General features: G+C 45.9%; 13 protein-coding genes and 1 pseudogene. 4 read left to right on the top strand and 10 right to left on the bottom strand.

Features of this window, described 5'->3' with window-relative positions:
* Window positions 1–305: 305 nt before the first annotated feature.
* Genes BT105_RS00245 through BT105_RS00255 form a run of 3 tightly spaced genes read right to left on the bottom strand, consistent with a single transcriptional unit; the run spans window position 306 to window position 2,615 of the window.
* Window positions 306–1,286 (bottom strand): Gfo/Idh/MocA family protein, encoded by a 981-nt coding sequence (locus tag BT105_RS00245; protein ID WP_072298885.1) that lies wholly within the window; start codon window positions 1,284–1,286, stop codon window positions 306–308.
* A 13-nt stretch (window positions 1,287–1,299) separates the two neighbouring features.
* Window positions 1,300–1,773, bottom strand: a complete 474-nt coding sequence (locus BT105_RS00250) for an LURP-one-related/scramblase family protein (RefSeq protein WP_072298886.1) — start codon at window positions 1,771–1,773, stop codon at window positions 1,300–1,302.
* Window positions 1,774–1,802: 29 nt separating this feature from the next.
* Window positions 1,803–2,615, bottom strand: coding sequence for a TrmH family RNA methyltransferase (locus BT105_RS00255; protein ID WP_072298887.1), 813 nt, complete (start codon window positions 2,613–2,615; stop codon window positions 1,803–1,805).
* 385 nt (window positions 2,616–3,000) lie between these two features.
* Between BT105_RS00255 and ligA the strand changes: the two genes are divergently transcribed.
* The 3 genes from ligA (at window position 3,001) to BT105_RS00270 (ending at window position 6,758) form a co-directional block, all read left to right on the top strand.
* Window positions 3,001–4,956, top strand: coding sequence for an NAD-dependent DNA ligase LigA (gene ligA, locus BT105_RS00260; RefSeq protein WP_072298888.1), 1,956 nt, complete (start codon window positions 3,001–3,003; stop codon window positions 4,954–4,956).
* A 492-nt stretch (window positions 4,957–5,448) separates the two neighbouring features.
* Entirely contained in the window at window positions 5,449–5,946 is a 498-nt protein-coding gene (locus BT105_RS00265) for an RNA polymerase sigma factor (protein WP_072298889.1), read from the top strand.
* Window positions 5,943–6,758: a zf-HC2 domain-containing protein gene (locus BT105_RS00270; protein ID WP_072298890.1), complete on the top strand. Its 816-nt coding sequence runs from the start codon at window positions 5,943–5,945 to the stop codon at window positions 6,756–6,758. Before BT105_RS00265 ends, BT105_RS00270 begins: the two co-directional genes overlap by 4 nt.
* Window positions 6,759–6,793: 35 nt before the next feature.
* Here the strand turns inward: BT105_RS00270 and BT105_RS00275 are convergent, their stop codons facing one another.
* The 7 genes and pseudogenes from BT105_RS00275 to BT105_RS14750 form a co-directional block, all read right to left on the bottom strand.
* A complete protein-coding gene (locus BT105_RS00275) occupies window positions 6,794–7,885 on the bottom strand; it encodes a GGDEF domain-containing protein (RefSeq protein WP_072298891.1) in 1,092 nt (363 codons plus the stop codon).
* 121 nt (window positions 7,886–8,006) lie between these two features.
* A complete protein-coding gene (locus BT105_RS00280; RefSeq protein ID WP_072298892.1) occupies window positions 8,007–8,663 on the bottom strand; it encodes a CpXC domain-containing protein in 657 nt (218 codons plus the stop codon).
* A 38-nt stretch (window positions 8,664–8,701) separates the two neighbouring features.
* The gene (locus BT105_RS00285) at window positions 8,702–8,983 is read right to left on the bottom strand and encodes a DUF4298 domain-containing protein (protein ID WP_081367735.1); all 282 of its coding nucleotides are present in this window, start codon (window positions 8,981–8,983) and stop codon (window positions 8,702–8,704) included.
* An 18-nt stretch (window positions 8,984–9,001) separates the two neighbouring features.
* A complete protein-coding gene (locus BT105_RS00290; protein WP_072298893.1) occupies window positions 9,002–10,132 on the bottom strand; it encodes an acyltransferase family protein in 1,131 nt (376 codons plus the stop codon).
* Between the two features lie 43 nt (window positions 10,133–10,175).
* A complete protein-coding gene (locus BT105_RS00295; protein ID WP_072298894.1) occupies window positions 10,176–10,793 on the bottom strand; it encodes a nitroreductase family protein in 618 nt (205 codons plus the stop codon).
* Window positions 10,794–10,842: 49 nt separating this feature from the next.
* Complete coding sequence (locus tag BT105_RS00300) at window positions 10,843–11,331, bottom strand: CDP-alcohol phosphatidyltransferase family protein (protein ID WP_072298895.1); 489 nt, start codon at window positions 11,329–11,331, stop codon at window positions 10,843–10,845.
* 207 nt (window positions 11,332–11,538) lie between these two features.
* Window positions 11,539–12,102: pseudogene (locus BT105_RS14750) on the bottom strand (DUF1819 family protein).
* Window positions 12,103–12,475: 373 nt separating this feature from the next.
* On the opposite strand from BT105_RS14750, the gene BT105_RS00310 reads away from it, so the two are divergent.
* A complete protein-coding gene (locus BT105_RS00310) occupies window positions 12,476–12,826 on the top strand; it encodes an HNH endonuclease (RefSeq protein ID WP_072298896.1) in 351 nt (116 codons plus the stop codon).
* The last annotated feature ends 16 nt before the right edge of the window (window positions 12,827–12,842 follow it).

Consider the following 12,842-nt stretch of genomic DNA (forward strand, 5'->3'; position numbering starts at 1 on the left):
AAAGCTCGGAATTCTTAACCGCAATACTTATATAGAAACTTATAGTTAATTATGGGGGAAACCTTTCTGAGGAAAGCGTTTCCCCCATACCCCTTTCCAAAGACTTTTATCTGGTTTTTTCGCAGATAGGGCGCTTCTTAAATAAAAAAAGACCTGCAAAAATGCAGGTGCGCCCTATCTGTGAAAAAACAAAACGAAAGTTTTAGGGAGAGAGTTTGAGAGAAGCCCCTTTTTCAAAAGGGGTTCTCTCAATAATAAGCATAAAATTTCTGTATAAGTATCATGGTTAGGATTTCGGGCTTGTTTTATTCATTTGGGAATTTCATTCCCCACTGTTTTCTGCATTTGTCCATTATCTTCATGACTTCAATAGTATCGCTGTGTGGGACAAGCGTACTTTCAAGAAGCCCTGCTTCAAGACAGCGATGTACCTCGTCAACCTCGTACTCATAGCCGTTTATCTCGTCCTTGTACACGAAGCGCTCGACCTCGTTTCCGCGGCGGTCAAAGAGAACTCCCTCGTCGGTGCAGTGGAACCAGTTGCCGAGAGTGATGAAGCCCTTGCTTCCCGATATAATGGCATTGTTGCGGAGCTGTATCTCAAAGCCGTTGTCTGCAGATACGAAAGCGCCGCTCTTATAGCGGAGCATGATAGAATTGCTCATATCAAAGCCGTTCATCATGTGGGCGGAGCTTATTATCTCGTCAGGCATACCCAGCAGGTCATGTGCAAGAGTGAGCGGATATATGCCGAGGTCAAGGAGACAGCCGCCGCCGCAGTCTGCGCGGAAAAGCCTGTCGTTCTCGTCATAGGTGATAAAGTTGCTGAAATCAGCCTTGATGTACTCTATGTCTCCGATAAGTCCCGAAGCTATCCATTCTTTCATCTTGCGGTAAACGGGACGGCATTTCATCCACATAGCCTCCATGAAGAAAACGCCCTTTGCCTTAGCAAGCGCAAGAAGCTCCTCGGTCTGTGCCGCATTGAGAGTAAGGGACTTTTCGCAGAGTACGTTCTTTCCGTGTTCTATGCAGAGCTTAGCGTCTGCGAAATGTGAAGCCATAGGAGTTGCGATGTAGACTATCTCAGCGTCGCTGTTTGCGGCGAAGTCGGCATAGCTTCCGTAGTATTTCTCAAAGCCGAACTCCTCGGCGAATTTTTTTGCTTTGTTTTCAGTTCTTGAAGCAACGCCGCAGAGCTGTGCCTTTTCGCAGTGTTTAAGGGCTACTGCGAATTTGTGAGCTATCTTGCCTGTGCCGATGACTCCCCATTTGAATTTTTCCATGATAGAGCTCCTTTCAGTTTTGTGATTGGTCGATAACGCAGTCGATAGCGATTATGACTGCCAGTGCCATGACTGTATCCTGTTCGTATGCTATGTCTATTTCAAAGCTGTCGCCCCATGTCATCCAATGCTTGTGGATAGAAGCAATGTACTTTCCGCCGCAGGTTATCCTGTAGTCGTGAGCGAAGATGTCTCCGTCTATATGCCAGCCAAGCCCCTCAACGCGGTAATTCTGACTGAAAAACGTGAATTCCTTTACTACGTCAGCCATGTACTGACCGTTGATGTAAACCGAGAAACGCGGCATAAGATGCAGAAGTCTCTGCTGTACGAAGCCTACTTCACAGCGGTTCATATCGTAGATGTGCATTCTGCGTCCGAGAGAGAATATCTCGCCCTCAGCAACGAAAATCACGTTTCCGAATTCGTCGAAAATATCCGTGCGCTGTTTGAATGAGAATACCCTTTGCTTAAAATACAGTTTCATATAAAAACCCCCATATCATTATATATCTGTTACTGTCTGTCCAGCTGCCAGAATGCAACTGCGCTTGCGGCGGCGACGTTCAGGGAATCCACACCATGAGTCATGGGTATCTTCACAGTATAGTCGCAGTCCGCAATGGTCTTGTCGGCAAGTCCCTCACCCTCAGTACCGAGGACTATCGCCAGCTTGTCAATGCTTGTGAGCTCGGGAGCGTCAATGCTTACCGAGTTGTCGCTGAGAGCCATAGCAGCCGTGGTGAACCCCATTTCACGGAGCTGCTGTGGGTAGTCGTCATTGCTTGAAAGATATCCCCACGGTATCTGAAAAACTGTTCCCATGCTTACCCGTGAGGAGCGCCTGTAAAGCGGATCAGAGCAGGCAGGCGTCAGCAGTACGGCGTCCATATTGAGAGCCGCCGCGGAGCGGAAGATAGCTCCGATATTTGTAGGATTGACCACGTTTTCCAGAACTGCGATACGCCGAGCGTTTCTGCACAGCTCCGCAATATCCGCAGGGTGTTTTCGCCTGAAAGCACAGAGAGCTCCGCGGATAAGCTTGAAGCCCGTGATCTCGGTTATCTCGTCGTAATCTGCGATATATACGGGAGCTTCGCCGCAGCGCGGTATAAGCTCTTTCATCTGCCCGTCAACGTCGCGGCGCTCCATAAGAAGCGCATATGGCTCATAGCCTGCATTGAGAGCCCGTTCGATGACCTTGGGACTTTCCGCTATGAACAGTCCGAGCTCGGGCTCAAAATAGTGGAGCAGCTGCGGTTCGGACAGCAGAGCGAATATTTGCAGCACATCGGTGCTGTTATTGTTTATTTCGATTATGTTTGACATATTATGCCTTTCTTTTAATAACTTGATGAACCCATGAAAGAGATTCCAAAGGGACTGTGTTCCTTTGGTCAGGTCAAGGGTGACTCTCCACAGGGTGGGGAGATGTCGCAACGCGACAGAGGGGACGGACCCGATTAGGGGGACAGCCCTTGCAGGGTGACTCCCCACAGTGTGGGGAGATGTCGCAAAGCGACAGAGGGGCTGGGGCGGTTAGCCTGGGGCAGCGCCCCGAGATACGAAGGCGTCCCCTACTAATTACTATAATTATATCAGTTTCCCCTGATTTCGTCAATATCCGCAGTCATAACTCTTTTTATCTTTTTCTATGGCTTTTTTAATTGATATGTGGTATAATAAAATTACATTTTATCAAGGAGTTTTTACCATGGCTACAAATGATATAAACAGAATGAAAGAGCTCAACGAGCTTCTCGCAAAGGCGGCGGACGCCTATTATAACACAGGCGTGGAGATAATGTCCGATAAGCAGTACGATGACCTCTACGACGAGCTGGTCGCTCTGGAAAAAAAGACGGGCGTTATCCTCAGCGGCAGCCGTACTCAGCAGGTGGGCTTCGAGGTCTCATCGGGACTGAAAAAGATAAAACACCCCTCAAAAATGCTCTCCCTTGACAAAACAAAGAGCGTTGAGGAGCTTAAAAGCTGGCTGGGGGAGCACAAGGGCTTTCTCAGCTGGAAGCTTGACGGACTTACCCTTGTCCTGACCTATGAGGGAGGCGAGCTGGTTCAGGCTGTAACCCGCGGAAACGGCGAGATAGGCGAGGATATCACTCAGAATGCCCGTCATATCAAGGGCATACCTGCACGTATACCGTTCACGGGACGTCTTGTTGTCCGCGGCGAATCACTGATGAAATACAAGGATTTCGAGCGCGTAAATGCGGAGATTGACGACGGCTCAAAGTACAAGAATCCCCGAAATCTCTGCGTGGGAACAGTCCGCAATCTGGACTCACGGGTTACTGCCGAGAGAAATATCAACTTCTTTGCCTTCAATCTGGTCTCAGCCGAGGGCTATGAGGAGAACTCCTTCTCCGCCCGTCTTGACTGGCTGGAGCAGCAGGGCTTTCAGCGAGTTTACGGCATAACTGTTACAGCTGACAATGTTGAGGGAGCTGTTGCTGACTTCGAGAAAGCTATCGCCGAAAATGAGTTTCCCTCGGACGGACTGGTGCTCATGTACGACGATGTGGCATACGGTCTTAGTCTCGGCGAAACATCTCATGCACCGAGAAACGGTATCGCGTTCAAGTGGCGCGACGAGACTGCCGACACAACTCTCCGCGAGGTGGAGTGGTCTGCAAGCCGCACGGGACTTCTCAATCCTGTTGCTATTTTTGATCCCGTGGAGCTGGAGGGAACTACGGTATCCCGAGCTTCCGTTCACAATCTCAGCATAGTGAAGCAGCTACGACTCGGTATAGGCGATACGCTGACCATTTTCAAGGCTAACATGATAATACCACAGGTTCTGGAGAACAAGACAGCTTCGGGAAGTCTGGAGATACCTGCGGTATGTCCCGTATGCGGTGAGCCCACTGAGATACGTACCTCAGACGAGGACGTGGAGACTCTGGTCTGTACCAATAAAGCCTGTGCAGCCAAGCATATCGGCAAATTCGAGCATTTCGTACAGCGTGACGCCATGAACATAGTCGGAATGTCAACGGCTACCATAGAAACTCTTGTTTCCGAGGGCTTTGTCCGTCAGTTCCGCGATTTCTACCATCTTGACGATCATAAGTTCAAAATTGTAGTGCTTGAGGGCTTCGGCGAGAAGTCCTACCAGAAGCTTGCCGACGCAGTTGAAGCTTCACGTAATACCGAGCTGAGCCGTGTGCTCTACGCAATGGGCATACCTAATATCGGCAGACAGGCTTCGCGTCTTATCTGCGCCCAGTATCCCACAGCCGAGGAGCTTGAACACCTGACTGTTTCGGAGCTCACAGCTATCGACGGCATAGGAGAAGTCCTCGCCAATGATTATGTGAAGTTCTTTGCCGATGAGAAAAATCTTGCGGAGTATCATGCACTGCTTGCGGAGCTTCACATCGAGGAAGCCGCCGCAGTGAACAGCGAGTCCGCAATTGCAGGCAAGACCTTTGTTATAACGGGTTCTGTCCATATCTGGAAGAACCGCAACGAGCTGAAAGCCTTTATCGAGCAGAACGGCGGAAAAGCGGCAGGCTCCGTGTCCTCAAAGACTGACTACCTTATCAATAACGATAATACATCAAATTCCACCAAGAACAAGACCGCCAAGGAGCTTGGCGTGCCGATAATCACCGAGGAAGAATTTCAGGCAATGGTTGAAAAGTGAAATGTAGGGGCGCCTTTTGGGCGTCCGCGTCTTACAATGCAATTATGGATGAACATTTGTAGGGGACGCTGCTCTTGACGTCCCATGGATAACGAAAAAACTATAAAAGACATATGTAGGGGCGGATATTAACCATGATACTCATATAGAAGTTTTATAATTATTATTGAGAGAACCCCTTTTGAAAAAGGGGCTTCTCTCAAACTCTCTCCCTAAAACTTTCGTTTTGTTTTTTCACAGATAGGGCGCACCTGCATTTTTGCAGGTCTTTTTTTATTTAAGAAGCGCCCTATCTGCGAAAAAACCAGATAAAAGTCTTTGGAAAGGGGTATGGGGGAGAACCTTTCCTCAGAAAGGTTTCCCCCATAATTAACTGTAAGCTTCTATATAAGTGTTGCGGTTATCCGCCCGTCTTACTTTTTATAGAAATTTTTGAAAAAGCTGTAATAAATCAAAAAGTCATTCGTCTATATAAGTGAAGGAGGTGAGAAGATGAAGCAGGAACTGCACGAGATATACGAAAAATACAGCTCAGACCTTTACGCCTTTATCCTGCGAATGTGCCGCAGCGAGCAGCTTGCCAAGGACATTTTGCAGGACACCATGCTGAAAGCCATGACCAGCGCCGACAGCTTCAAGGGGGACTGCTCCGTAAAGACGTGGCTGTACACTATCGCAAGGAATCTCTGGTATGATAGGCTGAAAAAGGCTGAGAACCGCAATCAGCCGCTGGACAGTATTCCCGAGCCTGCGGCACAGGAGAGTATCGAAGCCTGCTTTGCGGACAGGGATACAGCCCTGCGCATACATCATCTTCTTCACGAGCTTGACGAGCCCTATCGTGAGGTCTTTACCCTGCGTGTTTTTGCGGAGCTCAGATTCGCCGATATCGCCAAGGTATTCGGCAGGACTGAGAACTGGGCAGGAGTGACCTATTATCGGGCAAAGCAGAAGCTCATTGAACTATTGAAAAGGGAGGGACTTTTATGAAAAACACCATAGACTGCAATGTTATAGTCGATCTTTTGCCGCTGTACAAAGAGGAAATTTGCAGTGAGGAGACAAAAATACTTGTTGAGGAGCACCTTGCGGAGTGTGCGGACTGTCGCCGACTCAGTGAGCAGGTGACGATTCCCGAAGTCGGGAAAAAAGAAGCTCCCACTGAGACCGAGACCTTTAAAAAGGTGGGAAAGAAGCTGAAAAAGAGCCGCTTTACCAAGTTTTTGTCAGTGCTTATGTGTATATGCATAGTTCTGTTTGCCGGAGTCAACGCCGCGTGGTATATTCTTAAATACCGCCCCATGAAGAAGCTGTGCGAGGGCATGGAAAAGATAGCACCTTATGATGACGGCAGCAAGGACTTGCCAAGAGTAAATAAGGTGACAGTATATTCATCTGAGGACGATAAATACCGGTATTTAGTGGGTATGCCCCATTATCTGAATTTTAGTATGGGATATATGCTTGTTGCTCCAAAGGGTGCTGTATCGGTAGACAGTAACGGAATGCGCGGCATAGACGGCAGGTCGGAAGAACCGATCCTTTGTATGTCTTTCTGCCATAACCTTTCGCCTTCTGACCGTGTCGAGGTCACTGCTTCGTTTGATGAGACATATGACGGACAGAAAACAAAGGGAATGTTTATATTCTTTACTGATTTTGACTTCAAAGCACTTAAAGAAGCACAGTATCTTGATCCCGAGGATACCGCAAAGCTTAGAGATTTTATCGAAAAACACAGAGACGAGCTCAATGACATGAAAAAAGCTGCCCAGAACAAATGGGGAGACTATATCAAATAAAAAAACAGCGCCCGAGATCATTCTCGGGCGTTTTGTTATATGTGCGGTTTGATATTCATAAGCCTGGGATCAGCCGCTTTCATGCGAGCCTTGTCCTCGTACATCATAGCGTCTACTTCGCGGAAAACATTGTCGAAATTCATGCCCTTCTTGTACTCGCCGAAGCCTATGGCGATACTGTAGCCTTTTTTGTGTACAGCCTCTTTCAGCTTATTTGTGGTGAGCTCCACATCTGAATAGGTAGCGTGCGGGTAGAGTATCTCGAACTCGTCGCCGCCCATTCGGTAGAATCGGCACTTCATGGGAAGAACTTCAAATGCGCTGTCGGATACCGAAAGTATAGCCCTGTCGCCTGCGTCGTGTCCCTCGGTGTCGTTTATTCTTTTCAGACCGTTGAGATCCATGGATATCACGAACATCTGGTGTTTTTTCATATTCTCCACGTCCTTATAGAAGGAGTGTCGGTTGAAGGCTCCCGTAAGAGCGTCACGGGTGAGAGTCTCCGTAGTAAAGAAAATGTAGTAAAACAGGCAGGAGAGCACCGCCATGCCGCTTATGAGGAACTTGAAATGGAATACTGCATTCATTATGGTAGCTATTACGATCGCCACCGAAAGGAGAAATATAAAATAGCTCTCATTCTTGAAGCCAAGCCTGAACTTGTTTATCGAAGCCACAAGAAGCAGTGCGATATAGATAAAGCTCAGCAGATAGGGAACAAGGGCGAATTTGCCCATATACCTGTTGCCTGTTTCGTCAAAGGCGAATATACAGCCGTTGAATATACTGATAATACAAAGCAGAACATTGAATATCGCTAAACACAGCACTGCTGTACGGGCTTTTTTCTTGATGACGTTGGTCAGGAAGATAAACGGCAGCATTACAGGTCCGCTGATAGAGTAACCTATGGCTGAGAAAATCTTCATAAGCATGATATTTTTGCCTGTTCCCGTGAAAAGATATACCATGATATTGCAGATTATCATAACCATTGCGATGATAACACCTATAAGAAAAGCCATTTTTCGCTTTGCAGTCAGCGCTGAGTTGTAAAACAGAAAAATTAGGAGCGTAATGCCTGCGACCACAATAAGATAGCTGTTCTGGATAATCTCTTTGATCATAGGCATCACGCTCCTTAATATAATGATAAGTTATAATTAGTATAACATGATTATCATATAAAATCAAGAGCTTTTAATAAAAATTTAAATTGTTGCGAAATAATTTTGTGCAAACATACAATTATGATATCTCTTTTTCGATAAGAGCCAGCGCCCAGTCAGAGTTTATGAGCACCTCTTTGTCAGCGTCAAGCGCCGTCTTGAAGCTCTTGGCGATATTTTCATAGGTACCGCTGCTGAACTCAGCACGTCCCCAATGGTCGCCATCTGTCTTTACAGCGAAATTTGTAGTGCCGTCCTTCTCTTTGTTGAAAAAGACCTGCTCTATCTTCATGGTCGGCTCTGCCTTCTGAAGCTCGGCTATAAGGAATATCTTCTGGAGCTCTATTATCCTGTCGTCATAGCCGTGGTCAAGGATAAGGAGCTTCTCGCGGAAGCTGTTCATATCCGTAACAACACGCTTGCGGCAGCCCTTTTCAAGCTTTATGCTCTCGTCGTATGGATCGTGGGTGAGAGTTTTCATGAAGTTTATTGCCATGAAAGGAGCGTCGGGGATATAGTGGATAAGCACCTTATCCTCGGGCTGATGATAGTATGTAGGGTAGAAAACTATGCAGTCATTGCCGCACTTGGGGCACTTCCACATAAAAAGCTGACCGCTTCTGATAAGCTCTTTGAGCTCGGGATCATCGGAGGTATTTATGCTCTCCCAGACCTTGAAATCGCCCTCGGTCTGGCACTCGGGGCACTTTATGATCTCATTGTGATTTTTTGACATAGTGATTCCTCTTTTCTGTATGATTGTAATGGATAAGCTTACTCGTCAGCCTCGCTGAGCAGATTGTATATGCCGTCCTCGGAGAGAACACCTCGTTTCAGCTCCTTTGGAAGAAGTCCTGCTTCATCAGCGGCAAAGTCCTGTTTCCATGCGTCGCTGGTGTAGTATTTTTCAAGCTCTGCAAGAGCCTTTTTCTTCTGAGAAGTGCCGTTTTTCAGCTTCTCCGCAGTATCCATGAGCTTTTCATAATAGGTTATACGCTTTATCTGTTCGCTGAAAGCAGTTTCAGATGTTTTTTTTGATAAAAGCTTTCTTTTCATAGTATTGCTCCTTTTACATTATTTCTGCTCAGCAGGCTTTTTGAAAAGACCGCATACAGGCTTCTTTATGAAGCGGTCATACAGCATTACAAGACCAACGGGACCTAATGTTCCTGCAAGGAAGTAAACCAGTTTGAACTGTGAAACGTACTCCCAGCGGTACCAGTTTGAGTCCTGAAATGCCTCAACATCAAAATAGGGGAGCCCTGCCACCTTGTTGATACCAAAGAGTATGCAGTTGAGGATATTGAAGCAGACAACATGGAGGCTCATTATATAGAAAGTGTTTTCAGAGATAGCGTTGACTATTTTGCTGGTGTAGAACGGCTTGCCGATGAGATCGACTACCTCCAGCCAGAAGAGCATACCTACAATTGCCGATATCATTGGAGTTACAGCATAAGGACTTGTAAAGCCTGTAAGAGTTGCCATGCTGTCGTAAGCGAGATCGTATTCCTGCGGCATGAAGAATACTCTTATCATGTTGATAGTGAGCATTGAAAAAAGCAGCAGCAGGGGATTGATCTTCTGTATCTTTTCCTCCAGACCTTCGCGGTAGAGAACGCCCATTTCCATGAACGGCAGGAAGAACAGCACCTTCAGCGGCAGAAGCAGATAATCAGGTACCTCATGATCCTTTGCGTACCAGACTACTGCAATGTTGAGGATAATAAACGGAATGACCATTATCTTGCTGTTCCAGTGGTTGGCAAACAGTTTCTTCATAAAACCGTAAACTATCTGAACAGCAAATAACATAGGTACGAACCACATGGGCAGTGCGATAGTGGTTATCTCGCCGCTGGTAAAGATGTTCAGCATCGCCTTTGCTTTGTATTCCAGCATAAAAGGCTGCATGGCTTCGGTTTTTATGCACAGCATCAGCCATTCTGCAATAAGCGCCAGTATGGAAACTACTATGTACGGCAGCAGAAGCGTCTGGAATTTGCGCACCGTGTACTTCCACATATTGGTTTTCGTGTCAACTTTGTTGAAATAGCCCGATATAAGCACAAACATGGGCATAAAAAACGAATTGAAGGGGAAGAAATTAGCGAAAATATTGAATGTTCCCCATGTGTGGGAATCTACTACCATGATAATGCCGATAGCGGACAGTATCATGAACTTTTTGTTTGACTTTGCCAAATAAAATCACTCCTAAATAATATCAGAATAAAATATGCTTTTTTCAGAATTTCTGCCAGTGAAGCTGCTTTTCCATATCGGGAACGAGCTGCTTTGTGCGCTTTGCGTTTTCAGCAGGTCTGCCGATACCGATAAAGCAGGGTATCATATATTCTTCGGGAAATCCTGTTGCTTTCCTTGCGGCTTCCTCCTCATTGCCCCACGGTATCCTGAGATTACAGCCGTAGCCCTCTGCCGTTGCAGCAAGCCACAGGTTCTCGATACTGCACCACACCGAAGCAAAGCAGTTCAGATGAGAAAGGTCGGCAGGGTGCAGGATATCGACTTTCTTCTTCATAAGCGGAATAATGACAGCTGCCGCGTTTATAAGCATACTGTACTGCTTCGGAACGGCGACCTGATAGGACTCCTTCTGAACAGGATCGGATATGAAGGTCATTTTGTCAACGTCCTTTACGGTGAGGTCTTTCGGAACTCCGCTGAGAACCTCAGCCATTAGGGCTTTATCCGTCACAACAATAAAATGCCAGTCGCGGAAATGGTCGTTTGTGGGAGCTTTATATGCCGCTTCGATTATTCTTTTTATAGTTTCCTCGGGGATAGCTTCGTCGGTGAAGTCACGAATGCTGCTTCTTTTGTTTACTGCTTCATAGAAATCCATGTTTTTTCTCCTGTGTGACATCAATGGTGATCGGTAGTGCATGAGCATATTAAGAGGTATGGCGCAAAACGGAATTGCTCTCGTGCAGTGCTGCCACAGTTGTGATAACGCATAAAGCTGCTGCGAAAAGAGTGGTATCGATAAAGTTGAAAACAAGCGGAAAAAGGAATAATGCAGCTCCTGCGATCTTGTTTATAACAGAATGGACAGAGGTGAACTTTTTTAGTCTGATATAGCTGATAAATACGTTGGCAAGCTTGATAAATGCAATGACAGCGATCCATAGATATATCCAGATCGGCATTTCTATCAGAGGAAGAATTTTTATCATGCAAACTGCTGTGAATACAATATCTGCAATGGTATCAAGCTTCGCCCCGAATTCGCTGTCGGTACCTGTTTTCCTTGCTGCAGCACCGTCGATCATATCGGAAAAGCCTGCTGAAATATACAATGCATAAAAAGGTATCGAGAATGTCGGGCATAGCAATAATGCAAAAGAGAAAATTATCCTAAAACCTGTTATTACATTTGCCATTTTATTTAGTTCTTGACAGCATAACTACGCATTCCATATGCGCCAAGACGTAAGAATTGATAACTGTCAACTTCATTTGATAGTCCCTTATTACTAAGAAACACTTCATCTGAAAAGCGTTCTTTGATTGATTCTAAATCAGTTCTTAAATTACTCATACTTCACCTCAGTGAAAGCAGTTAAAGGCGCACAAAGCAGAATCATCACCTACTGCCGAATTCCTTCTTCTAGCTCTGGGTATAAAAAAACAGGCTTGAGCGCCTGTGAACGCACATTATCAAGATATTCGCATTCAACAAGGAATCTTGTAATTACTTGTCGAATCTTAGCCCTGGTGCTTTCAGACCAATCTGAAGCAGCAGGATAGTATTCCTGCAAAGTGTCAAAAAAGCAATTGATATCTTTATGTGAGAAATCCATCTGTTGTGTTCTGAACTTTTCTCCAATAACATCAGTCATGAAATCATATACAATACTGTTCTCACGCATGATGGCATAAAGATTGATTTGCTTTGCGACACTTGTTGAAGCATTAGCTAAAAATTCCACCAGTGTTTCTGAGTCAAGTTAATCAATCCGCTTAAAGCAGATATTCGTCATTGAACGTATCATACGTTCTGTTGGATATTGAAACAGGTTTTCCTGTGCAACTTTATCATATATTTCTTTACGGTCGTTTCCCTCACATAACAAGGAGGATAGCGTTCTTATTTCATAGAACAGAAATTTCTCTCTTGTCAGGCCACCGCTATAGTGTTTTTCATTACTCATACTTTTCTCTTTCTATCTCCACAAAGCCATCGTGCTTTTGCATAGCTATATGGCTTTAATTGGAGAATTTATACATTATTATATTCTATCACATTTTGCTCGAAATGTCAAGATTCTGATTAGCTATTTTCAACAAAATTTCAGGTCTCTGTTTAGAGGTATGGAATAAACACTTACGAATGCCATATTGGTATGTAATATGTCATTATTGCTGTTCGTTATAATAATTAAAGGACTCTGTGGTGTGATGCATTACTATATTGAATCTTATTCGTGTGATAAAGCCAAAAAAACACGATATCAACAAATGAATAAATATATAAGCAGTCATTGTTAAGTGACTGCTTTTATATTTCCTATGGAGGTGTCGGCGATGCCGAGGAAGGCACTGAAACCGTGCAAGCACCCCGGCTGTCCGAGACTGACCGAGGGTGCGTACTGTGACGAACACAAGCCCCTGCACCCTGACCGACCGTCTGCCGCCAAGCGCGGCTACGGCAGCAAGTGGCAGCGTGTCAGCAAAGCGTACCTGCGGAAGCATCCGCTGTGCGTGAAGTGTCTGGCGCAGGGAAAGTATGTGACCGCAACGGTCGTTGACCATATCGTTCCGCACCATGGTGATCACTACCTGATGTGGAGTGATACCAACTGGCAGGCGCTTTGCAAGCCCAGTCACGACCGCAAAACCGGAACCGAGGACAGCAGACCGGAATACACATACTAAGCCCCCGGGGGTATCA

This window comes from Ruminococcus flavefaciens (assembly GCF_900119075.1).
GTDB classification, from domain to species: domain Bacteria; phylum Bacillota; class Clostridia; order Oscillospirales; family Ruminococcaceae; genus Ruminococcus; species Ruminococcus flavefaciens_Q.

Coding starts and splice junctions, on each gene's coding strand:
- BT105_RS00295 (WP_072298894.1), bottom strand. CDS start 10,793: ATGGATTTCTATGAAGCAGTAAACAAAAGAAGCAGCATTCGTGACTTC.
- BT105_RS00285 (WP_081367735.1), bottom strand. CDS start 8,983: ATGAAAAGAAAGCTTTTATCAAAAAAAACATCTGAAACTGCTTTCAGC.
- BT105_RS00255 (WP_072298887.1), bottom strand. CDS start 2,615: ATGTCAAACATAATCGAAATAAACAATAACAGCACCGATGTGCTGCAA.
- BT105_RS00300 (WP_072298895.1), bottom strand. CDS start 11,331: ATGGCAAATGTAATAACAGGTTTTAGGATAATTTTCTCTTTTGCATTA.
- BT105_RS00310 (WP_072298896.1), top strand. CDS start 12,476: ATGCCGAGGAAGGCACTGAAACCGTGCAAGCACCCCGGCTGTCCGAGA.
- BT105_RS00280 (WP_072298892.1), bottom strand. CDS start 8,663: ATGTCAAAAAATCACAATGAGATCATAAAGTGCCCCGAGTGCCAGACC.
- BT105_RS00270 (WP_072298890.1), top strand. CDS start 5,943: ATGAAAAACACCATAGACTGCAATGTTATAGTCGATCTTTTGCCGCTG.
- BT105_RS00275 (WP_072298891.1), bottom strand. CDS start 7,885: ATGATCAAAGAGATTATCCAGAACAGCTATCTTATTGTGGTCGCAGGC.
- BT105_RS00265 (WP_072298889.1), top strand. CDS start 5,449: ATGAAGCAGGAACTGCACGAGATATACGAAAAATACAGCTCAGACCTT.
- ligA (WP_072298888.1), top strand. CDS start 3,001: ATGGCTACAAATGATATAAACAGAATGAAAGAGCTCAACGAGCTTCTC.
- BT105_RS00250 (WP_072298886.1), bottom strand. CDS start 1,773: ATGAAACTGTATTTTAAGCAAAGGGTATTCTCATTCAAACAGCGCACG.
- BT105_RS00245 (WP_072298885.1), bottom strand. CDS start 1,286: ATGGAAAAATTCAAATGGGGAGTCATCGGCACAGGCAAGATAGCTCAC.